The sequence below is a fragment of the Ruegeria lacuscaerulensis genome (genome assembly GCF_013033355.1).
Taxonomy (GTDB): Bacteria; Pseudomonadota; Alphaproteobacteria; order Rhodobacterales; family Rhodobacteraceae; genus Ruegeria; species Ruegeria lacuscaerulensis_A.
The window spans coordinates 1-22,440 of sequence record NZ_WQDY01000017.1; the positions used below are offsets into that span (position 1 = coordinate 1).

General features: G+C 54.8%; 23 protein-coding genes. 16 read left to right on the plus strand and 7 right to left on the minus strand.

Annotated features, from left to right (window positions below; translation table 11 throughout):
- Nucleotides 1-86 precede the first annotated feature (86 nt).
- From GOW48_RS20840 to pedF, 3 genes are all read right to left on the minus strand, one after another.
- On the minus strand, nucleotides 87-665 hold the full coding sequence (locus tag GOW48_RS20840) for a CoxG family protein (protein WP_170756014.1): 579 nt from the start codon (nucleotides 663-665) through the stop codon (nucleotides 87-89).
- 71 nt (nucleotides 666-736) lie between these two features.
- A complete protein-coding gene (locus GOW48_RS20845) occupies nucleotides 737-1,633 on the minus strand; it encodes a substrate-binding periplasmic protein (protein WP_414478925.1) in 897 nt (298 codons plus the stop codon).
- A gap of 18 nt (nucleotides 1,634-1,651) precedes the next feature.
- A complete protein-coding gene (pedF, locus tag GOW48_RS20850) occupies nucleotides 1,652-2,332 on the minus strand; it encodes a cytochrome c-550 PedF (RefSeq protein ID WP_170756016.1) in 681 nt (226 codons plus the stop codon).
- Between the two features lie 158 nt (nucleotides 2,333-2,490).
- Here pedF and GOW48_RS20855 point away from each other — a divergent pair, with 158 nt between their 5' ends.
- The 11 genes from GOW48_RS20855 to GOW48_RS20905 all read left to right on the plus strand — a co-directional run bounded on the left by GOW48_RS20855 (nucleotide 2,491) and on the right by GOW48_RS20905 (nucleotide 13,937).
- Nucleotides 2,491-3,657 (plus strand): ABC transporter substrate-binding protein, encoded by a 1,167-nt coding sequence (locus GOW48_RS20855; RefSeq protein ID WP_170756017.1) that lies wholly within the window; start codon nucleotides 2,491-2,493, stop codon nucleotides 3,655-3,657.
- Between the two features lie 5 nt (nucleotides 3,658-3,662).
- A complete protein-coding gene (locus GOW48_RS20860; protein WP_170756018.1) occupies nucleotides 3,663-4,625 on the plus strand; it encodes a YVTN family beta-propeller repeat protein in 963 nt (320 codons plus the stop codon).
- 15 nt (nucleotides 4,626-4,640) lie between these two features.
- On the plus strand, nucleotides 4,641-5,084 hold the full coding sequence (locus tag GOW48_RS20865) for a cupredoxin domain-containing protein (RefSeq protein WP_170356215.1): 444 nt from the start codon (nucleotides 4,641-4,643) through the stop codon (nucleotides 5,082-5,084).
- A complete protein-coding gene (locus GOW48_RS20870; RefSeq protein ID WP_170756019.1) occupies nucleotides 5,081-5,800 on the plus strand; it encodes an ABC transporter ATP-binding protein in 720 nt (239 codons plus the stop codon). Before GOW48_RS20865 ends, GOW48_RS20870 begins: the two co-directional genes overlap by 4 nt.
- Nucleotides 5,797-6,582: an ABC transporter permease gene (locus GOW48_RS20875; RefSeq protein WP_170756020.1), complete on the plus strand. Its 786-nt coding sequence runs from the start codon at nucleotides 5,797-5,799 to the stop codon at nucleotides 6,580-6,582. The genes GOW48_RS20870 and GOW48_RS20875 overlap by 4 nt, the downstream gene beginning before the upstream one ends.
- Before the next feature lie 73 nt (nucleotides 6,583-6,655).
- On the plus strand, nucleotides 6,656-7,195 hold the full coding sequence (locus tag GOW48_RS20880; protein ID WP_234899563.1) for an SEL1-like repeat protein: 540 nt from the start codon (nucleotides 6,656-6,658) through the stop codon (nucleotides 7,193-7,195).
- Nucleotides 7,196-7,317: 122 nt separating this feature from the next.
- Entirely contained in the window at nucleotides 7,318-7,710 is a 393-nt protein-coding gene (locus GOW48_RS20885) for a c-type cytochrome (protein WP_331251846.1), read from the plus strand.
- A 201-nt stretch (nucleotides 7,711-7,911) separates the two neighbouring features.
- Complete coding sequence (locus tag GOW48_RS20890) at nucleotides 7,912-9,678, plus strand: PQQ-dependent methanol/ethanol family dehydrogenase (protein WP_170356219.1); 1,767 nt, start codon at nucleotides 7,912-7,914, stop codon at nucleotides 9,676-9,678.
- Between the two features lie 133 nt (nucleotides 9,679-9,811).
- Entirely contained in the window at nucleotides 9,812-10,501 is a 690-nt protein-coding gene (locus GOW48_RS20895) for a response regulator (protein WP_170756021.1), read from the plus strand.
- Between the two features lie 45 nt (nucleotides 10,502-10,546).
- Nucleotides 10,547-11,716 (plus strand): FIST N-terminal domain-containing protein, encoded by a 1,170-nt coding sequence (locus tag GOW48_RS20900; protein ID WP_170756022.1) that lies wholly within the window; start codon nucleotides 10,547-10,549, stop codon nucleotides 11,714-11,716.
- 1 nt (nucleotide 11,717) lies between these two features.
- Nucleotides 11,718-13,937, plus strand: coding sequence for a hybrid sensor histidine kinase/response regulator (locus tag GOW48_RS20905; RefSeq protein WP_170756023.1), 2,220 nt, complete (start codon nucleotides 11,718-11,720; stop codon nucleotides 13,935-13,937).
- A gap of 56 nt (nucleotides 13,938-13,993) precedes the next feature.
- Here the strand turns inward: GOW48_RS20905 and GOW48_RS20910 are convergent, their stop codons facing one another.
- The 3 genes from GOW48_RS20910 to dctP all read right to left on the minus strand — a co-directional run bounded on the left by GOW48_RS20910 (nucleotide 13,994) and on the right by dctP (nucleotide 17,859).
- The gene (locus GOW48_RS20910; protein ID WP_170356223.1) at nucleotides 13,994-15,349 is read right to left on the minus strand and encodes a TRAP transporter large permease; all 1,356 of its coding nucleotides are present in this window, start codon (nucleotides 15,347-15,349) and stop codon (nucleotides 13,994-13,996) included.
- Nucleotides 15,350-15,352: 3 nt separating this feature from the next.
- Nucleotides 15,353-16,684, minus strand: coding sequence for a TRAP transporter small permease subunit (locus GOW48_RS20915; RefSeq protein ID WP_170756024.1), 1,332 nt, complete (start codon nucleotides 16,682-16,684; stop codon nucleotides 15,353-15,355).
- Nucleotides 16,685-16,758: 74 nt separating this feature from the next.
- A complete protein-coding gene (gene dctP / locus GOW48_RS20920) occupies nucleotides 16,759-17,859 on the minus strand; it encodes a TRAP transporter substrate-binding protein DctP (RefSeq protein WP_170356225.1) in 1,101 nt (366 codons plus the stop codon).
- A gap of 320 nt (nucleotides 17,860-18,179) precedes the next feature.
- Between dctP and queC the strand changes: the two genes are divergently transcribed.
- Genes queC through queF form a run of 4 tightly spaced genes read left to right on the plus strand, consistent with a single transcriptional unit; the run spans nucleotide 18,180 to nucleotide 20,423 of the window.
- Nucleotides 18,180-18,881, plus strand: coding sequence for a 7-cyano-7-deazaguanine synthase QueC (gene queC, locus GOW48_RS20925; RefSeq protein ID WP_170756025.1), 702 nt, complete (start codon nucleotides 18,180-18,182; stop codon nucleotides 18,879-18,881).
- Nucleotides 18,881-19,234, plus strand: coding sequence for a 6-carboxytetrahydropterin synthase QueD (queD, locus tag GOW48_RS20930; RefSeq protein ID WP_170756026.1), 354 nt, complete (start codon nucleotides 18,881-18,883; stop codon nucleotides 19,232-19,234). The genes queC and queD overlap by 1 nt, the downstream gene beginning before the upstream one ends.
- Complete coding sequence (gene queE / locus GOW48_RS20935; RefSeq protein ID WP_170756027.1) at nucleotides 19,231-19,941, plus strand: 7-carboxy-7-deazaguanine synthase QueE; 711 nt, start codon at nucleotides 19,231-19,233, stop codon at nucleotides 19,939-19,941. The genes queD and queE overlap by 4 nt, the downstream gene beginning before the upstream one ends.
- Before the next feature lie 20 nt (nucleotides 19,942-19,961).
- Complete coding sequence (gene queF / locus GOW48_RS20940; RefSeq protein ID WP_170756028.1) at nucleotides 19,962-20,423, plus strand: preQ(1) synthase; 462 nt, start codon at nucleotides 19,962-19,964, stop codon at nucleotides 20,421-20,423.
- 59 nt (nucleotides 20,424-20,482) lie between these two features.
- Here queF and GOW48_RS20945 read toward each other — a convergent pair whose 3' ends face one another.
- Nucleotides 20,483-21,364, minus strand: coding sequence for a LysR family transcriptional regulator (locus GOW48_RS20945; RefSeq protein ID WP_170756029.1), 882 nt, complete (start codon nucleotides 21,362-21,364; stop codon nucleotides 20,483-20,485).
- A 466-nt stretch (nucleotides 21,365-21,830) separates the two neighbouring features.
- On the opposite strand from GOW48_RS20945, the gene GOW48_RS22530 reads away from it, so the two are divergent.
- Entirely contained in the window at nucleotides 21,831-22,409 is a 579-nt protein-coding gene (locus tag GOW48_RS22530) for a toxin-activating lysine-acyltransferase (protein WP_170756030.1), read from the plus strand.
- Nucleotides 22,410-22,440 lie beyond the last annotated feature (31 nt).

Sequence of the window (22,440 nt, forward strand, 5' to 3'; positions counted from 1 at the left end):
GTCCGACCCTCAACATCACCGCTCACAGCTACGCCGTTCACAGTCATCGAAACCTTCATCAGATTTTCCTCCCTTTAATTTTCGGTTCAACCACTGAACAGGCGCTTGAACCATCCTTTTTTCTCTTCCGGCGGCGGCGCTGCCGGAGCTGGCTCAGGCGACACTTCGGACACAGCAGCGGCCGCTGCCGGTTCGGGCGCAGCCTCGGTAGGCACGGGCTGAGGTTCTTCCTCGACCGCATTCTGGAAATTTTCAAAGAACTGGTCGGCCATTTTCTTGGCCACACCATCAATGACCCGCCCCCCTAGCTGAGCCAGCTTGCCGCCCACACGCGCATCGACATTGTAGGCCAGCAATGTTCCCTCGGGCGCATCCGACAAGGTGACATCTGCTGCACCCTTGGCAAATCCGGCGGCTCCGCCTTTGCCTTCCCCAGATAACTTGACGCTTTCCTGATCCACCATGTCCGAAAGGGTCACTTCACCTTTGAAGGTCGCCTTTACGGGTCCGACCTTCTGCACCACTGTCGCGGCAAACCCATCTTCGGCTGTTCCCGACATTTCTTTGCAGCCGGGGACACATTCTTTCAGAATGTCGGCCGATAGCAGTGCCTCCCAGACTTTGGAACGTGGGGCCGCAATGACGCGGCTGTCATGTAGTTCCATGTCACTCCCTCCAGTATTTTCAGTTAAGCTACGCGGTGATCTGCCCGGTGCCTATAAGACCTTGGGTGTAGTCACCGCAGTTTCGGGGGCGAATGTGTCAGGCCATATTCCGCAAAGATATTAGCAATACGCCCGTCCTGAAGCGCTGCAAAAATGGCGTCATCCACGGCGTAGCTGAGGCCGCGATACGCAAAGTGAACGGCGACACCATTCGTCCAGGTGCTGACAGCAAACCCAGGAAGCGGTGGCGCATGGACTCCCAAGTCGGGTGTCAATCCGGTCTCAAGCTGGCCCCGAGGTCCCATAGCAGCCATGGTTTCGCCTGCCGCCAATGCCTCCATAGCTTTTTCGGCTGTCTTGAACCGACGAATGTTGCGCGAAAGTTGCCCCCCCGGAAAGGCGGATAGGTAGAAATCCGCGATTGAGTCATTTTCGACCGCTACCGAATCGAACCGGAAATAAGCCGGGACCGGAGGATCCTCGGGGTAGGCATCCCGACGATAGGCAATTGCGATTTCTTCGTCGTGGTACTGGCCAGTAAAAACAACCTGCTCGACCCGGCACGCGAACTCGCTGTCGTAGGGGATATGCAACATCACATTTGCAACTCGGCCGTTAATCAGCGGGCCTTTCCAGATCCAATTGCGCAAGTCGGCTTCAAGGTTCTCTCCGGCAGCGACCAGATTGAACCGAGCTTCGACCCCTAGATCACTGGCGATGAGTTTTCCAATCTCAATATCGACACCTTGGATAGTACCGTCTCTCTCAAACGACCAAGGGGGAAAGTCTTCGTAGGCTGCGAATTCAATATAACCGCGGTCGATTATGGTATCGAGATCGGCACCGACGATATCTCGGCTTGCGTTCTGAGGTTTGGGCTGGGGCACATGATCTTCGCACCTGGCCAAAACCGGTCCTGAAAACAGGGTGGTGGCCAACAGGGAGAAAACGAAAACGTACTTGATCATGCGCCCCATTCTGCCGCGCTACTGCGCGGCGGACAATCCAATGGTAAGTTGTTCAGCGGCTTCGGCGAAATTGGGTGCATTCCCAGATATCAATACCGCCGCACGCAGAGCCACGCTGTCGGCCACGGGCGCGCCGGATCCGGTTTCGATAGTTTCGGCGATCTGGGTCAATTCCGATTGAAGCGCTGCCGTGTCCCCCTCGGCGCCGCCGGCCATTGCTGCCAGAAGATCCCTGATTTCCTTCAGGCGGTCCGAGTGATCGTCCAGCGCGCCGTCATCCGGACGCGTTTCGATATAGGTTCGAATGGCCCACGCTGCTTTTTGTCCTAACAATTCGCCAAAGGCGGGCATCTTAGTAATACCGTTTTGCGTATAACCTTCGCGGAACCGCTCTACATACCATTCGTCGCCATATTCCTCGGCTTCAAGATACCGCAAATCAGGGGCTAACCCGCCCGATACGACACCAAGACCATGGCAACGGGCACAATTCTGGTTATAGCCGGAGTCGCCTATTTCGATTGCAGCCTGCCATACCTCTTCGCCCCGGTCGCGATAGGGGTTTTCAATCAGCCACTCTTCTCCAACATCGGGAAGGATGTCTGTGTTGACTGGTTGTGGGGCGACATCGCCATGGGCCAGCGCCATACCTCCGGCAACAAGGCCGCCCAGCAATGTGCTGTGAAATCCAAGACGCATCTTCTCCTCCTTTACGATGCTTTTCACGGTCATACCGCAGCAAGACTCAGCGTGAAATTCGACCTTGGTTGCACATCCGTGCAGGTTTGCGACTAAGGTCTTATGGTGGGCTGCATTTTGGCCGTTTTTACTAAGGCGGCGCAGGAGGAGGCGCGAAAATGATTAAGATGTTCCGTGCGGTAGCGGCACTGATACTTCTGCCTGGCACTGCGTTGGCAGAGATTGGTATTTCAGTGACTTACCTACAACAGCAGGTCGCGCGTCCACCCGTTTTATCCAACCTTGATCCGATTCCAGATGATCTTGGTTCGGCGGGTGCCAAACTGGCGCTGGAAGACAATCTGACGACCGCAAAGTTTCTGGGACACGACTACACGCTTACAGTCACTACCGTTTCTGACGGTGAGGATTGGATTACAGCAGCGCGTAAGGCATTGTCGGACAGTCCGTTTCTAATTCTTGATGCGCCTGCCTCTGCTCAGTTGCAGGTCGCGGACTTGGCCGAGGCCGATGGTGCGGTGCTTTTCAATGCATCTTCCCCTGAACTTTCCATACGCGAGCAGGACTGTCGGCCGAACCTACTGCACACTTTGCCGTCGGGGCTAATGCGCACGGATGCATTGGCTCAATTTCTGGTCAAACGCCGCTGGCAGGATCTGGTTCTGATCTCTGGAAACCACCCACAAGATCAAGCTTTTGCCGACGCGCTGAAGCGGTCATTGCAGAAATTCCGTCTTGACCTGATGGCGGAAAAGACCTGGGTTTTTGATGCTGACCTGCGTCGCAACGCAGCGCAAGAAGTTCCGTTGTTCACGCAGGAATTCGGCGACTATGACGTCCTGTTATTGGCCGATGAATTGGACGATTTCGGCCGCTACGTCGAATTCAACACCTGGAAGGCGCGCCCTGTTGCTGGTTCCGATGGTCTTAAGCCCGTCACATGGTCGCGCGTGGTCGAACAATGGGGTGCGGCCCAGATGCAGAATCGGTTCTTTGAGCAGTCGGGCCGCACCATGATGTCCAAAGACTACGCCGCATGGGCGGCATACCGGACGCTGGGCGAAGCCGTGACACGTACCCAGTCCGACGATCCTGCGGTCTTGCGTGATTATATTTTGTCGGATGAATTCGAACTTGCCGGGTTCAAGGGCAGGGCGATGAACTTCAGGTTTTGGAATGGGCAATTGCGACAACCAATCCCTTTGGTCACAGACCGCGCGGTGGTCGCCATGGCGCCGCTGGAAGGCTTTCTACATCAGCGTACAGAACTGGATACGCTTGGAATTGATGAGGCGGAAAGCCAGTGTCAGGCATTCAAGGAGTAACGGGCATGAGACTAGCGACACTATTGGCCTCTGCTGCATTGTGCGTTCCCGCAGCAGCGGATGAGATGTGGATCAGCAACGAAAAAGACGACACGCTCAGCGTGATCGACATCGAGACGCTTGAAGTCATCCGCACAATCGAAACTGGTGAGCGGCCGAGGGGAATTACGTTTTCGAAAGATTTCTCGGTGCTGTACATCTGCGCCTCTGACAGCGACTCGGTTCAGGTCATGGATCCCGAAACCGGAGAGATACTGCACGACTTGCCATCTGGCGAAGACCCTGAGCAGTTCGTTCTACATCCCAATGATCGTCATCTTTATATAGCCAACGAGGATGACGCTATCACCACTGTGGTCGATACTGAAACGCGAACGGTTATCGCGCAGATCGACGTCGGGATCGAACCCGAAGGCATGGCGGTGTCGCCGGATGGAAAAATCGCAATCACGACTTCTGAAACCACCAATATGGCTCATTGGATCGACACGGAAACGCAAGAGCTTTTCGCCAATACTCTGGTCGATTCCCGCCCACGCCACGCCGAATTCCTTAAGGATGGAACCGAGCTTTGGGTGAGTTCCGAGATTGGCGGTACTATCACTGTCTTTGATGTGGAAACCCAGACTGAAAAAGCCAAGATTGAATTTGAAGTCGAAGGTGTGCATCCTGATCGAGTTCAGCCCGTGGGGTTTGAACTGTCTAACGAAGACAAAACTGCCTTTGTCGCGCTTGGACCTTCGAACCACGTCGCAGCGGTCAATCCCGACACCTATGAGGTTGAGGATTACATCCTCGTCGGTCGTCGGGTTTGGCACATGGATTTCAACGCGGACAAAACACTCTTGTTCACCACAAATGGTGTGTCCGGCGATGTGACCGTCATCGATGTTGCAAAACGTGAACCAATCAAAACCATCAAGGTCGGGCGGTTCCCATGGGGCGCAGCGTTTCGTCCGACAAACTGATCAGGGAGAATTCAAATGAAGCGTTTATCCACGCTGGCAATTGCTGCCGCGATGATCTTACCCAGCGTCGTTAATGCCGACGATGACTCGGGGTTCGGCTTGGCCGGGTTGTTGTCGGCCAAAAACAAGGAAGACCTACCGCCCATCATCCTTTCAGCCGGAGAACCCTTGGCCGATGCTCCATGGGAACTAAAATCCGGAACTTATTACGAGTTCGAAATTCAAGGTGACGGAAGTCAGGAGCTTGCCATCATCGGCCCCGAGTTCTTTCGTGCCATCTGGGTCGATGAGATTGTGGTAGAAGGTTTAGAGATCCGGCCGCTGGGTTTGGATTCGATCGAATTCGACGAGGCCGGTGAAATGGAAATAGGCTTTGTCGCGATCAAGCCGGGCAGCTACTATCTGAAAGTGCCGGGCAGCACCGGTGAGACACAGCGGCTGGAGATTACCATTAAGTGACAGGGCTAACGGTCCGAAACGTCAGCTATGCCTATGGCGAGAAACGCGCTCTTGATGATGTGAGTTTTCACGTCCCGCAGGGCGCGTTTTGTGCGTTGCTGGGCCCGAATGGGGCAGGTAAGTCAACGCTGTTTTCCCTGCTGACACGGTTGTTCACCACCAGGCAGGGTGAGATTGAAATCGCTGGAATTGACATCGCGAAACACCCGCGGAAAGCCTTGGCTAAGATAGGGGTCGTTTTTCAACAGCCTACGCTTGATCTGGACCTGACGGTTCATCGAAACCTCAGTTATTTTGCCGCTTTGCACGGTCTGTCCGGCCGCCAAGCTGAGGGCCGCATCACGGCCGTACTAGAGCGTCTTGATATGGCTGAACGTGCTACTGAACGTGCGCGTGATCTGAATGGAGGTCATCGCAGACGGTTGGAAATAGCACGATGCCTGATACATGTGCCTTCGGTCCTTTTGTTGGACGAGCCAACCGTTGGGCTTGATGCTGCGTCACGTCATGCCATCACCAAACATGTGCATGACCTGTCTTCGCAAGACGGTTTGACGGTTTTGTGGGCTACCCACTTGACCGACGAGATCGGGCCAGACGACCAAGTGGCGATCCTTCATCGTGGTAAGTTGCTGGATCAGGGTATTTGCCGAGACATCACTGGCGGCGCTCCAATGCAGGATACCTTTTTGTCGATGACCAGAGCGGCTTCATGATCGATGCAATGATCGCTTTGCGCGCAATCTTGATCCGAGAAGCCTTGCGGTTCGTGCGGCAACGCAGCCGGTTTGTTGCGGCGCTTGTACGTCCTCTGGTTTGGCTAGTGGTCTTCGCTGCTGGTTTTCGCGCAGCATTAGGTTTGTCGATTACTCCGCCGTATCAGACCTATATCACCTATGAGATCTACATCGTCCCCGGCCTGTGCGGCATGATCATGTTGTTCAATGGCATGCAAAGCTCTCTCAGCCTGGTTTACGACCGTGAAATGGGGTCGATGCGGCTACTGCTCACCAGCCCTTTGCCGCGGTGGTGGTTGCTGTTTTGTCGCTTGTTGGCAAGCACGACGATATCGATCCTGCAGGTTTATACTTTTCTGGCGGTCGCTGCGGTTTACGGTATCGACATGCCCTGGATCGGATACGCGTATGTGTTTCCAGCGCTGATCGTCGCTGGATTGATGCTGGGCGCGTTGGGTTTGGCTTTGTCCTCGGCGATCAGGCAGCTTGAGAATTTTGCGGGCGTCATGAACTTTGTGATCTTTCCGATGTTTTTTTTGTCTTCAGCACTTTATCCACTTTGGAAGATGGCAGAAAGTTCGGCCTTATTAAGAGATATCTGCGCGCTTAACCCTTTTACGCACGCGGTCGAGCTAATCCGTTTCGCGCTCTATGGGCAGTTTAATGCTGTGGCATTGGGGTGGACGATATTGGCGGGTATTGTTTTTCTTGGGTTTGCTTTTTGGGGCTACGATCCGGCGCGTGGCATGAAGCGCGGCTAAGCATCTACTACCAATACCACAGTGAAATCGTAGGCCGACTTCTGTACACTGCCGAAAACCGGAGGGTACTGCCATGATCCGCATTGCTGCGTTTTTTCTGCTTTTGGCGTCTGCAGTCACGGCTCAGACCGTTGAGGACGAGTACGGAACGCTTAACCCGCAGGACACGGGCTGGGGCAAAGTCCTCAGCAACATCGACAATGGCGTAACCGACATGACCACCTGCGCTTCGGGTTACTACATGACAAAGTCAGGCCGCCACGATCTGGCGCGACGCTTGTTTCGCACCTGTGCCGAAGCAGGGTACACCGGTGCCATGACCTGGATGGGTCAGTTGGATAACAATGGGCTGGCCGGACCCTATGACCCTGATGCAGCGGCGGCGTGGGACAAGCGCGCCGCCGATCTGGGCGATCCGGTGGGCAAGTTCAACTATGGTCTCAACCTTTTGCGTGGTCACGGTGTGACAAGGAACGAGGAACTGGGTCGGGCCTATGTTGACGAGGCCGCACAGGACGGCCTCAGGATCGCCAAACGCCTAAGGGATTCGGGCTATGATCCTAACGAAGTCACACCCGACGCTGACGAGTGGAAATACGCACCTCTATTCTGAACCCAGTTTTTTTTCTGAGAACTACGACTAAAGGATGATGCTCTTCCTCGGTTTTCTTGACCCACGTCAAGCCGGTATCGATGGCCGCGGATTTACAGTTCGGCCAACGTTAGGAGGACCACGTGAAACATCTTACCCTGCTACTCGGCCTCGCCGTCAGTTCCGTTTCGACAGCGCCAACACTTGCTCAATCCACATTCGACCGAGTCAAGATTGAGGCGGGCGAGATGCTCTTTTTCTCTGAATGCCGACGCTGTCACGCGCCAGATGCAACTGGTCCAAGTTATGGTCCGCAACTTGACGGTGTCGTTGGGCGCAAAGCAGGTACTGTAGAAGGTTATCAGTATTCGGATGCTCTGGCTGGTTCCGGTATCGTTTGGACACCGGCCGCTCTGCGGGCATGGATGGAAGACAACGACGGCTTCATGCCGGGCACCAAGATGCGGCATGTCGGCATAGATGATCGCACGGTTCAAGACTTTATTCTGGCATATCTAAGCAGCATCTCAGACTAGAACCGAGCGTTGGCCGAAGCTGGTCAGGAAAACTGGTTTATCCAGAATAATTGACGATCGCGCTTGAAAGCCATGATTTCCGCCCTACGACCATTGTGCAATTTCACCACGAGTTCTGCCCGCCAATAATACTCTCGCCTGCAATCCCGATGCGTCGGAGATTCGGCGCGGAGGAAAGACATAAGTCTAGGGAGGACACAGATGAGCCGGTTTATCATGGCAACTGTTGCAAGTGTGATTGCAGCAGGCGCGGCCTATGCAGAAGTTACCGAAGACGATCTGGCCAATGACCAAACGATCACCACGCAAGTCGTAACCAACGGTATGGGGCGGCACCTTCAGCGCTATAGCCCACTGGACATGCTTAACAAGGACAACGTCAAAAACCTGCTGCCGGCCTGGGCTTTCAGCCTTGGAGGGGAAAAACAACGCGGACAGGAAACCCAGCCGCTGATCTACGACGGCATGATGTATATCACCGGCTCTTACTCTCGCCTGTATGCGATTGATCTTGAGACCGGTAAAGAGGTCTGGCAATACGATGCCCGTCTACCCGAAGGTATCCTGCCCTGTTGTGACGTGGTTAATCGCGGGGCCGCAATATACGGCGACAAGATAATCTTCGGAACGTTGGATGCACGGATTGTGGCGCTGAACAAGGACACTGGAGACGTTGTCTGGCGTGATAAGATTGCCGACTACAAGGCGGGATATTCCTATACCGCTGCTCCATTGATCGTAGATGGACTGGTGATCACCGGCAATTCCGGGGGCGAGTTTGGCATCGTCGGGGCTGTTCAAGCGCGCGATGTGAACACTGGTGATCTGGTCTGGGAACGCCCGGTGATTGAAGGCCACATGGGCACGTTGAATGGTGAAGAAAGCACTATGACCGGAGAGCTGAACGCAACGTGGCCCGGTGACATGTGGAAAACCGGTGGCGGGGCGACCTGGCTGGGTGGGTCTTATGATGCGGACACGGATACGCTGGTCTTTGGCGCGGGCAACCCAGCGCCTTGGAACTCGTGGCTGCGGGACGCTGGAACTCCGACTGAAGGCAACAAAGGCGACAACCTCTATGCCGCCAGCCGTATTGGGATCGACCCAAAGACTGGCGACATCAAGTGGCACTTTCAAACCACCCCGCGCGAGGGTTGGGATTATGACGGTGTCAACGAAGTCGTGGCCTATACAGACCGTGATGGCAACAAGCGTTTTGCCACAGCGGATCGCAACGGTTACTTCTATGTTCTGAACCGCGAAGACGGTGCTTTCGTCTCGGCGACGCCTTTTGTCAAAGACATTACTTGGGCCGATGGCGTGGATGACACGGGTCGCCCGATCTTTGTCGAAAACAATCGTCCCGGTGACCCGGCTGCAGCAGCCGATGGTAAGAAAGGTGAGGTTATCTTTGCCTCGCCGTCCTTCCTGGGCGGCAAGAACTGGATGCCAATGGCCTTCTCTCAAAACACCGGTAATTTCTATGTGCCTTCAAATGAATGGGGTATGGATATCTGGAACGAGCCGATCACCTACAAGAAAGGTGCCGCCTATCTGGGCGCGGGCTTTACCATCAAGCCCAATTACGAAGACCACATCGGTTCTCTTAAAGCCATCGACCCGGATACCGGGGAGTGGAAGTGGGAGTACAAAAACGACGCGCCGTTATGGTCAGGTGTGATGACCACTGCTGGTGGCTTGGTGTTCTTTGGCACACCCGAAGGCGAGTTCATCGCGCTGGATGATGAGACCGGCGAGAAACTCTGGTCGTTCCAAACAGGGTCCGGGATCGTCGGCCAGCCTGTGACATGGGAACAGGACGGCGAGCAGTATGTCTCGATCATCTCTGGCTGGGGTGGCGCAGTTCCGCTTTGGGGCGGCGAAGTGGCAAAGAAGGTTAACTATCTGAACCAGGGCGGCACGCTTTGGACTTTCCGATTGCCCAAGGAGCTGGCCTCGGCAAATTGATCTTCTTCGCAACTCATGACTTTAACGCGCGCCTCGCTTGGGCGCGCGTTTTTTATACGACTTTCCGCCAGTTGGCGTGACTCTGTTCTCTTGCTACGCTTTGGTAGGTTGGGCAACATGATTGCAAAGGCCAATGCGAATGCTTGCAAATGCCGTCGGGCAAAACGATTTCGAGAATGTGCTGATCGTCGATGATCATCCTTTGTTTTGTGACGCTTTGTCGATGACATTACAAAGCGTGGCTCATATCCGTGAAATCCACACCGCGGACCGTCTGGAAGATGCGCTTGAGATGATTGCAGGAGGTTTGAAGCCTGACGCAATCATGCTGGATCTGAACTTGCCTGACGTTGACGGATTGGATGGGCTTGTCCGTCTGAAGGCCGTCGCAAATGCGCCTGTGATCGTTGTGTCTTCAATGACGGACAATCGGGTGATTAGCCAGGTTATTCACGCGGGTGCGTCTGGGTACGTTCCAAAACACAGCCAGCGTGACGTCTTTCGAACCGCGTTTGAAACCGTTCACGCGGGCAATGTCTTTTTGCCGGATGGATGCGTTCTGATCGATCTGGACGGCGCAGATGAACAAAGCGATGCAGTCGGGCGGCTTGCAACGTTGACCAATCAGCAGTCCCGTATTCTTCAGCTGATCTGTGAAGGCAAGCTGAACAAGCAAATTGCCTATGACCTTTCGATCGCCGAAACCACGGTCAAAGCGCATGTCACTGCAATCATGCGCAAGCTGGGTGTCCAAAGTCGTACGCAGGCCGTTTTGATAGCAAAGAAAGCGTCCTTTGCCAGTGTCTTGCAAGAGTCGAGTTAAGCTGCATACTCACAGAAAATCGTCGCGCTTTAGGGAGGAGGCTCGATGGACCAAGCTGTCGGGTGGGCAACGGCTCCGACCCGCGCGCCAGGTATCGTAAGAACTGCATGTGTGCCATACGACACCGAAGACGCGGTCACCGGACTATTGAAGACTTTCGGTGCCGGAGAGTTATCTCTGGTCATTCTTTTTGTGACGGACAGAGCTGACGCTGCATCGGTTATTGCACAGGCAACCGAAGCCTTTACGCCCGCGCCAGTGGTTGGTTGTACAACAGCCGGTGAATTGGCGGGGGCCGGCTATACCGAAAACCAGATCGTGGCCATCGGCTTGCCTGCATCACATTTCGACGCTCGCATCTTGCCAGTACCTGATCTGGATACATTTTTGGCTAAGGATCTGATTCATCAGATGATCCGAAACCGCAATGAAATGACGGAGGCAAACCCTGACTGGCACCACGAATTCACCTTTTTATTGATTGATGGGCTTTCAACAAAAGAAGACGCGCTGACCTCAGAACTCGCGTTGGGGCTAGGGCCAGTTCCGTTGTTTGGGGGTTCCGCCGGGGATGGAACGGATTTCGAAACAACTTACGTCCTGCACGACGGACAGGCATTGGAAAATGCTGCAATCCTGGCGCAAATACGAACTCGATGTCCGATCAAGGTTTTCAAGACAGATCATCTGGTGCCAACAGCTCAACGGATGGTCGTGACCAAAGCCGACCCCGCCCGGCGGATCGTTCGTGAGATCAACGCAGAACCTGCCGCGCGCGAATACGCCCGTATTCTGGGCAAAGACCCCGAACAGTTGACGACCTTCACCTTTGCTGCGCATCCGGTCGTCGTACAGATTGGCGGGCAGCATCACGTTCGGGCCATTCAGCGCGTGGATGAGAACGGGGATTTGGTGTTTTTCTCGGCCATCGACGAAGGATTGGTTCTGACTTTGGCTGAACCTCGCGACATGGTCGAGCATCTCGAGCAAGAGATCGAGGGCCTAACAGAAGCCGAGGCTCCGGATACTATTCTTGGGTGCGACTGTATCCTCAGGCGTCTGGAAGCGCAGGAAAAACAGATGACGGGTGCTTTGTCTGCAATCCTCGCCGACAATCACGTGGTTGGGTTTTCTACTTATGGCGAGCAATTCAATTCGATCCATGTCAACCAAACGTTGACGGGGGTTGCGATTTACCCGCCGGAAGAGGATTGACATGATTGAATCCCTGATCAACCCGGACGATCCACCAGACCGGCAGAATGAAAAGCTGCTGAAGATTGCCGAGGCACTGATGCGCAGGGTTGAGGAATCGACTGATGCAAGCGGCGCAGCTTACGCACAGTTTCAAAGGGCTGCAGTGCTGGAACAGGAAGTCCGCGCTCGGACATTCGATCTTGAACGTGCGCTGGATCTGCTGAACGACTCCAATGCTCGTCTGGCTCAAGCCAATCAGGCAACAGAGGCGGCGCGGGCGGACCTCGCGAATGCAATAGAAACGGTGCAAGAGGGCTTTGCCCTGTTCAACTTGGAAGAGAAGCTTGTGCTGTGCAACAGCCGCTTTGGTATACACATGCCCGATATCCAGCCTCATCTGGTGCCTGGTTTGCAATTTACCGAGTACGTTGAACTGGTTAGTCGCTCGCGGTTTTTGTCACTCCCCGAGGCAGTGTCGCCGTGGGACTGGGCAAAACGTCGTATCGCGCGCCATGCGGATGACCACGTTGTTTTTAACGTCAGGTTGAATGGCAATCGTTGGATGCAAGTCTCTGAACATCGGACACCCGACGGTGGCACAGTGATCTTGCAAACTGATGTCACGGATATCATGCGTATCGAACGTCAGGAGAGGGACCGCATTCTTGACGACAAGGCCCGACTTATCCGTGCTACTCTGGAACATATCGATCAGGGTGTATGTATCTTTGACAGTAAGCTGAGGCTTATTGGTTGGAACAACCGGGCCAGTGAATTGTTGGCAATCCCAAATGCGCAGTTCCAGATGGGTGCGCAGTTCAAAACTCTGTTCAATCGCCTGAGCACCACAATCCGCTTTGCACAGGGCGTAAGTGACGCCGACCTGCTTGCGTGGGTTAACCGAACGTCCGAACGGCCACCGTTGAGGTTCGAGATGCATAGCGGTCGGGCAAAGATCCTGTCTGTTTTCGCGCAGGAAATGTCCGACCGGGGATTTGTGATTTCGTTCACCGATGTGACCGCCGAGCGTAAATCTGCCCAGGCGTTGTACGACTCCAAAGCCTTGCTGGAACAGCGCGTCGCAGCCCGCACCGAAGAGCTTGCGGATGCGCTTAAGGACGCGGAACGGGCAAATGCTTCGAAATCGCGCTTTGTTGCCGCCGCAAGCCACGACCTGCTGCAACCGCTGTCGGCGGCTAAGCTCTACGTTGCCACTCTTGGAAGTGGGTTGAACGAAACAGACGCGAGGGACGTGGCCGCCAAGGCGGAAAGTGCACTTAGCAGCGTTGAACATATTTTGGATGCGCTGCTTGATATTTCTAAACTGGATTCAGGACGGGCAACTGTTCATTTGTCGACATTGCCAATAGATGACGTGTTTTCGCAGCTCGAAGATTCCTTTCGTCCGGTTGCACAGGCCAAGGGATTGGAGCTGCGCGTCGTCTCTTGCGGCGCGCTGGTTCAAAGCGATGCAAGTTATTTGAGGCGCATCCTGCAGAACCTTCTGTCAAACGCCATTCGCTACACTGAAGCAGGCAAGGTACTGGTTGGCGCCCGGCGTCGAAAAGACTCTATCGTGATCGAGGTTTGGGATACCGGTATCGGAATTGCACCGGATCAGAGGGATATCATCTTTCAGGAATTCCAACGGGTTCATTCGGATGCCAGCGCTGCCGAAGGAATGGGACTTGGGCTGGCTATCGTTGAGCGCGCGTGTGTCCTGTTGAAACATCCTATGGAGTTACGTTCCGGATTGGGAAAGGGGTCGGTCTTCTCGGTAGAGGTGCCTTTGGCTAAACCGGCGTCTCATTGTTATGGCCGGTCTGCTGATTTGGCTTCGCCAGACACCAAGGTTCTGACACGCGCGGTTGTTTTGTTGATTGAGAACGACGAAAATCTGCGCACGGCGTTGACCATGACAATGGAATCCTGGGGCGTGCAGGTTTTGGAATGCGAAAGTCAGGCACAAGCGGTTGGCTTGCTGCAGGAAATTGGCATTCTTCCGGATATTGTGGTTGCCGACTACCAGTTGAACAAAGGTATGACCGGAACTGAGGCGATAGACGTGTTATGGCAGGAATTCGGTCCATTACCTGCCTGTGTGATCTCGGCCAATCGTTCGCCAGAATTGACCGAGTATTGTGAGGATGTGGGTCTGCCTTTGCTGCGAAAGCCGATTGACGCTCGGCACCTGAAATCAATTATCGAAATCGCACTGAAAGGCGCGTCCGCCGCTTGATTGTGCCAAGGTTTAACGACCGCGGGCAGAGAGTTTACTCTGCCCGCGCCTGACGTCTATCCGTAAACAATGTTTGGTAACCAGGTCACCACCCAAGGGAACAGCATACAGATCACCAACCCGACAATTTGAAGGAACAAGAACGGCAAGGCGGCTTTGAAAATGTCCGTCATTGGGATCGACGGTGGCGCTACTCCGCGCAAGTAGAACAGCGCATAGCCGAAAGGTGGTGACAAAAAGCTCATCTGCATGTTCACAAGATACAGAACTCCGAACCACAAGACCAAATCATTGGGATCATCAAACCCAAAGGCAGCCGCACCCAGCGCCTTGATGATCGGTACAAAGATCGGGACACACAGCAACAGGATGCCGACCCAGTCCAGGAACATGCCCAGAACCACCAGCAGAATCTGCATCACGATCAGGATACCCCAAGGGCCCAGACCCGCGCCTTGCATCGTCTCTTGGACGAATTGCTGACCGCCTTCCAGAACGTAAAGTCCCACAAAGATCGTTGCACCGAACATGATCCAAATCACCATAGCCGAGGCTTTCAGAGTGGTCAGACATGCCTCGCGCACTGTGGGCCAGTCCAGCTTGTTGTGGATCGCGGCCACGATGAAGGCGCCGAAGGTGCCGATACCCGCCGCCTCAACCGGGGTTGCAACGCCCGAGAAGATCACGCCCAGAACAATTACGATCAGCGCAATGGGCGCGGACATCTTGCCCAGCAGGCGCATTTTTTCGCGGTTCGAGATACGCTCGTCAACCGGGATTGGCGGGCCAAGCACCGGATTGATATAGGACCGCACCACCACGTAGATGATGTACATACCCGACAGCATTAGGCCGGGAATGACCGCGCCGATGAACAGCTCCCCAACCGATTGTTCGGCAACAACGGCGTAGATAATGGCCAGAATGGAGGGCGGGATCAGGATGCCCAGCGTCCCCCCGGCCATGATCGAACCCATGGCGATCTTGGTGTCATAGCCGCGTTTCAGCATGGCGGGCAGGGCGATGATGCCCATCGTCACCACAGCTGCGCCAATCACACCCACCATCGCCGCCAGAACGGTCGAGGCGATGATTGTTGCCGCAGCCAGACCACCTTTAAGCCCACCGAGCACCTTGTAGATCACATCGAACATGTCGTTGATGATCCCGGCCCTTTCCAACATCGAGGCCATAAAGATGAAAAGTGGAATTGCGGATAGCTGATAGTTCGTCATCAGTGGGAAAATCCGGCTGGGCACAATGTTCAGTGCACGCGCATCCCCCAGAACGAACAGGAAGACACAGGCCAGACCTCCGGTCACAAAGGCCAGCGGCAGACCTGCCATAAGCAGGACCAGAAGCGAACCAAACATAACGAGCGTCAACAGCTCGATGGACATATCAAGACCCATCGGTCAGTACCCCCGTGCAATCGTTCGGATGTCTTTGGACAGTTTCGACACCCCTTGCAAAATCAACAGAACCGCGCCTACGACCATCATCCATTTCATTGGCCACAGCGGGATTTCCCATTCGTTAAAGCTGATTTCACCCCAGCGAATATTCGGATCGGTCCAATCGCCAAAAGTCAGCGCTCCGAACATCTGGAAAAAGCTCATCTCTCCACGCGCCCAGTCCGAGACAACCGAGTTGCCGGTCGGAACCGCAATCGCATCCATCGCGAAGATGTAGGACGTCACCAGCAGTGTTCCCGCGAAGATGAAGAAGAAGATTGAGGTGAACAGGTCCGCCCACGCCCGTTTCGGCTTGGTCAGCGGTGCATAGAAGATGTCCACACGCACATGGCTTTCGGTCAGCATCGCATAGGACCCGGCGATCAGGTACTGCATCCCGAACATCAGATACATGGATTCATGCGCCCAGTTTGTGGGGGCGTTGAACACATAGCGCACGATCACTTCGTAGTAGTAGACGAATACCGCGATTACGGCCCAATAGCTGACGAACTCACCTGCATAGAGAGACAGGCGGTCAATCCAGTTCTCGGCATAATCCTGGTCCGCCTTGCGTGCACCGGGGTCCATTTCTGCAGCCCGTGCAGCAGTTTCTTCATCAATCTCCATTTCAGGCTCATGCGGATCCGCAGCAGCCTTGGCGCGCGCACTTGCCACTAGTCGCGGTAGCATCAGAGCATCGATCGCCATAAAGGCCAGAATTGCATAGAACGCATAACGTGCTACCGAACTCCACAAAGCGCGGTTTGCACCGCTGGCCTCGGCCAGAGGTTGCGCCTCGGCTAGGGCGGTTTCGGATTCGGCCAGACGTTCGCGCCCGGTTTCAATGGCCTTCTCGGCCCGCTCCAGAGCACGCTCGGCTCGGCGTTTTTGCAATGCTGTCCCATCCTGCGCAGCCTCGGCGGCGGCGCGCAGTTCTTCCAGCCCTTCCTCGGCGGTTGCAACCCGTTCGGCTTCGCGCGTGATCGTACGCTCGGCCTGACGGACGATATTGACCGCATTCGAGAATTCGTTGCGGGCCGTTCGCTCTTCGCCATTGGCGTAGAGGATCAGCAGGAAAACTGGCAGATAGACCAACCCCAGCAAGCTGCGCAAATAAAAGCGGTGCAGGCCCAGCATTCCTCCGGTGACAAGGATCAGATAGCCCAACGGTAACCCGTAGGTGCGCTGTTCAGGTTGGGCTTTGCGTGCCAGCACCATGGCCAGGGCCGGAAAGGCGATCAGCCCGACCCAATATAGCCAGTGCGGCAGCGTGAAATCGACGCTCGGCATAGTACGTTCCGAATTCCAAGGAAAAGGCATGCCCGCGCGAAATTCGCGCGGACTTTTGGTTAGGCTTCAGCGGACTACAGGTCCAGCGTATAGCCTTCGATCATTTCAGGCGTCACATAGCCCAAGGAACCCGACATCATGTAGTCAAGTTGGATCTTGAAGACCCGCGCCGCATCTTTGTCGCGGTTGGCATATTTGAACCAGATCGGCACGGCGACCTCGGTCATCAGCTCGACATCGTCCTGCGACAGGCGAGTGATCTCGGTGCCTTCCGCTTCGAATTTTTTCCAAGCTTCCTGGTCGGCGGCCTGAATGGCGGCGTGGTGCAAATCCGAATAGACGTGGGTTTCCATTTCCACGAATTCCTGCATCTGTGGGCTCAGCTTGTCCCACGCGGCCTTGCCCACGGTGATGTCCATGATGTCGACCGGCTGATAAACTGACATAAAGCCCGGAGGGCCCATGACGATATAGTCCGTCACCTGGCTGAAGCCCAAGGCGTGGTTCACGGCGGGGCCCACAAAGTCGGCCACGTCGATAGTGCCCTTTTCCAGCGCCGGGAAGATTTCCGAGCCCGGTAGAACGGTTGTCTCAGCACCCAGTTCCGAGAAAACCTCGGCAACCATACCGCCTGGCAGGCGCATCTTGCGGCCCGCGAAGTCGTCAACCGAGCGGATCGGAACCTTCGAGTGGATGATGTTCGGCCCGTGATGCACCGGCCCCACAAAGTGCAGACCCTGACGGCCCAGCAGCTCGCGCGCGATGTCGATGCCGCCCAGACCATAATAGAACGTGTCGTATTCATGCGGCTGACGCAGCCCCAGCGGGTATGAGCTGAGGAAAACAGCGGCAGGGATGATGCCCTGATAGTAGATGGTGAACGGGTTGATAGCGTCCAGCACACCGTTCTTCACCGCGTCGGCCAGTTGGAAATCCCCAACCACGTCATTGGCGCCAAAGGCCTGGAAGGCCAGCTCACCGCCGGTTTTTTCTTCGATCGTAGCGCACCAGTCTTTGAACGTCTGTAACCCGATGCCCCCGGGCCAGGATGTCTGTATCTTCCAGGTGGTGGTTTCACCCGCTGCGGTCGCGATATGAGGGGCCGCCAGCGTGGCCGCACTTGCACCTGCAATAGTTCTAAACGCGCTGCGGCGCGTGATTAGCTTTTTGGTCATTTCTTCCTCCCATTGATCATCGCCATGCACGTGTCAGGCCATGTCGATGCGAGGATAGCATAACCTGTGACCCAGAAATTGGTAATATTTTTTTTCCAATTAGCACTTTGCTCACTGTTGTGTGAAGAACTGAGGGCTTTGCTATCGATTACATTCGGGCATTCCGCCCGGCGTAGACGACGCGACCAATAGCTATGCCGAAAACGTGTGCGACAGTGTGGATTGGGTGTTTCGTTGCCGCTTGCCAAGTCTAAGGCCCCTGTATAACAGGGCACATCCCGGTCGCAGCCTACCCGGGTAACAAAACAAGGGTTCAAAATATGAAAACGATCGTAATCTGCTCGGGCGGGCTGGATTCGGTATCTTTGGCGCATATGATTGCGCAGGATCACGAATTGGCGGGCCTGATCTCTTTCGACTACGGCCAGCGTCACCGCAAAGAGCTGGACTATGCTGCGCTTTGCGCGCTGCGCCTTGGCGTTCCCCATGACATCATCGACCTGCGCCCCGTTGGGGCGGTTCTGACCGGTTCGGCGCTGACCGATGATGTGGATGTGCCTGACGGGCACTATGCCGAAGACAGCATGAAAGTGACCGTGGTGCCCAACCGCAATGCCATCATGCTGACCGTTGCATTCGGTGCCGCCGCCGCCCGTGGGGCGGATGCCGTGGCCACTGCAGTGCACGGTGGGGATCACTTTATCTATCCCGATTGTCGCCCCGCTTTCACCGAGGCTTTTGAAGCGATGCAGAAACTGGCGCTGGACGGCTATGCCGATGTCTCGCTGTTCACGCCGTTCGTCCATCGCAGCAAGGCCGACATCGTGACCGAGGGCGCGCGGGTGAATACCCCCTTTGCGCAGACATGGTCCTGTTACAAGGGTGGCGACAATCACTGCGGGCGCTGCGGTACCTGTGTCGAGCGGCGCGAGGCGTTCCATCTGGCCGGTATTACTGACCCGACAACCTATGCCGATCCCGATTTCTGGGTGGCAGCCACGGCTGAAAAGGAAAGCGTCTGATGTACCGGATTACCAAGGAATTCCACTTTTCTGCCTCGCACCAGCTGAGCCATCTGCCCGACGATCACCAATGCGCGCGGATGCACGGTCACAATTACATCGTCGAGGTTGAACTGGCTGCCAAGGACCTGAACGCCGACGGGTTTGTCCGAGACTATGGCGAGCTGAAGCCGCTCAAGACCTATATCGATGAGACGTTTGATCATCGCCACCTGAATGATGTGATGAATATCCTGACCACGGCTGAAAACATGGCGCGTCATTTCTATGACTGGTGTGCTGCACGTTGGCCGGAAACCGCCGCCGTTCGGGTCAGTGAAACGCCGAAAACATGGGCCGAGTATCGCCCATGAATCGCCTGCGCATTGCCGAGATTTTCGGCCCCACGATTCAGGGCGAAGGCGCGCTGATCGGTGAACCAACTGTATTCGTGCGTACCGGCGGATGCGATTACCGATGCAGTTGGTGCGACAGCCTGCACGCGGTTGATACTGCCTATCGCCATGACTGGGCGGCGATGACCACGAATGCGGTCTGGAGCCGGGTGCGCGACCTGTCGGGCGGGCGGCCTTTGACCGTGTCGCTGTCGGGTGGCAACCCGGCCATTCAGGACTTTGCCCCTCTGATCGCGTTGGGACGGACAGAGGGTTATCGGTTCGCCTGCGAGACGCAGGGCTCCATCGCAAAACCGTGGTTCAGCGAACTGGATACGCTGGTTCTTAGTCCCAAACCGCCCTCCAGCGGGGAGACGGTAGATTGGGCTGCGTTCGACGCCTGCTTGTTGGCTGCTGGAAACGGCCCCAAAACAGTGATGAAAATCGTGATCTTTGACGAACGTGACTACGCTTGGGCCCGTGCCGCGGCGGATTGCTATCCGGCGCTGCCACTGTATCTACAGCCGGGCAATGAGACGGTCGACCCCACTCAGCCTGTCGATCCGCAAATCCTGTCGGACCGGCTGTTGTGGCTGGTCGATAAAGTCACCGCAGATGGCTGGTTCACCCCTCGGGTGCTGCCGCAACTGCATGTCCTTTTGTGGGGCAACAAACGCGGGGTCTGAAACCCCATCTGGAGAAGACAATGGAAACCATCTACAGCGATCTGACCCAATTGGGCGGGAAAACCGAACTGCCTACCTCGCCCGAGGCGGCAGAACTGGAACGGGTACAGAACCCGCAGGCCGATATCGACTATTGCGTGCGGTTCACTGCGCCCGAGTTTACCTCGCTGTGTCCGATGACGGGGCAGCCGGATTTCGCGCACTTGGTGATCGACTATGTGCCCGGTGATTGGCTGGTTGAATCAAAATCGTTGAAGCTGTTTCTGGGCTCGTTCCGCAATCACGGTGCGTTTCATGAAGACTGCACAGTATCCATCGCACGTCGTTTGGTTGATTTTCTGAACCCGCGCTGGCTGCGGATTGGTGGGTACTGGTATCCGCGCGGCGGCATCCCCATTGACGTATTCTGGCAGACCGGAGCCACTCCAAACCATGTCTGGATTCCCGATCAAGGCGTGCCTCCTTATCGCGGACGCGGCTAGTTGCCAGACACGCGCCACGGAATACCCAAGCGCTCCGTGGCGCTTGTACTCCTGAGAATTCACAGCGTGGTTGTGGCTAGACGATCCAGATGGCTGTCAATAATGCTTAGAACTCGACGCAGATTTGCCGCAGGCTCAGCCTGGTTTAGGCGATGAATATAGAATTGACCGAAAGGTTTGAGCCTATCGTCAATGTAGTGCAGGTCACTGGCCACAGGTAGATTGTGAAGAAAGATATCCCCTACATACCCCAACCCAACGCCAGCTTGCACCGCATTCAGATAGTTGCTCAGGTTTTGAGTCTGGTAGATCGGCCGAAACCTGTATGATGATTTTTCGAAATACGCCGAGAAAATCTGCGCCGGCTGCCATTGTTCGTGCCAACCAACGATAGGGACAATGGGACGCGCCAGAAGGTCATCTACATCGACAGACTTGGCCGCGACCCAGCGAACGTCAAATGGCCAACTTTTTTGGGTCAGCGGGCTGGGCACCTCACGATTGCAAACATAGCACGCATCCAAATTGCCCTTTTCCACGGAAGCCAGCAGGTTTTCCGTGTCATCTGTCGAGATTGAAAGTGTCGTGTCAGCCCGGCCCAAACCGAGGCTTGCGATCGCTGAGCTCGAGCACAAGTTTTCCAGGCTGGCGGACACACCGATCCGGATGACTTTCCCGACTTGGGTTTGCGTCAGAACCGAGATCTGATCCAACTCATTCTGGATCGAAAGGCATCGTTGATACAACAGCTCGGCCTGCGCGGTCAGCCCCGAGTGCGGTGTCTTATCCTTGAACAGTGCAAATCCAACTTGATTTTCCAGCAAGCGAATCCGATTGCTGATCGTAGGCTGAGACCGTCGGAGCATCTTTGCGGTTTCTGAATATGACTTCACCTGACACAAGGTCACAAACGCTTTTACGAGGTCAGTCGATATTGGCATCTTTTTATTTCCTGATAGGGATGTGATCTAAAAAGACGAATCAAAAAAACATTTTGATATTATGAGTAAAACTATGCGGTATTGTGTTCATGTCTTTCTCCATCCCAATTACGCTAATATAGTTCCAAAAAAAATGATCCTTTTTTCTTTTCAAGGAAGCGGTCAATATAGCCCTAAAACAGATCAAACTACTTTGCGCAAATAAATAAACACGCGAGAACCAATATATATTCACGTGCAATCGAAAAAAAATTCAAAATAATTATAAACATAAACTTATCATACAGTTAGACTGCAACTCCTCCGAGCCGGAAAGCAAAGACAAGCAAAGTTTTTGATGTCTGGGGCTGGGTTAAAGTTTTTTCAATACCTCATTCAACTTTCGAATTTGACTGCTGCAGTTGCTTCGTAAAGTCTTGCCTAAAATCTACGCCACTTTTCTTTCACAAAGTTGTGGAGAGCATATGTGGTCACCTGGGTGGAGAAGAAGATGACGGTTATGCAGAATATGAACCAGCACAGAGATGGTGAAATAACTGCTTATTCTTCAAATGAAGGACCGTCTTTAATTAGCGGTTCCAATTCGAATGCGGCGGGAAAATACGGCGAGAACGAGAGATTTAAATGCCAGCAAATTGGAGAGATTTGCTTGGTATTGTCCCGTTCGCCCCACTACGCACGGATGCCCCTTCGGCACTTGGGTGAACGTTTCCTCTTTCCGATGAGCATTGGTCAAGGTCGTATTTTTAAGGATCGGAATGGAAAGCCATTTGGCATTCTGAGTTACGCCTGGTTGTCCGATGAGTTGAGCGAAAAAATGAGGCACCAGGGGCCGTTTGAGCTGCGGCCTGAGGATTGGAATTCGGGCAGTAACCTTTGGTTTATGGAATTCGCAGCGCCTTATGGGGGTACTCGAAAAATGACTCGGGTGATGCATGACTTCGTGCGCGACACGTTTCCCGACGTTCAGTTTGTTTTGGCGCACAGAGTTAAAAATCAAGGGCGCGATATCCGCGTCGCCAAGTTCCACATCATTCGAAACTAAACAACACACCACGGACACGGCCTGGCTGCGG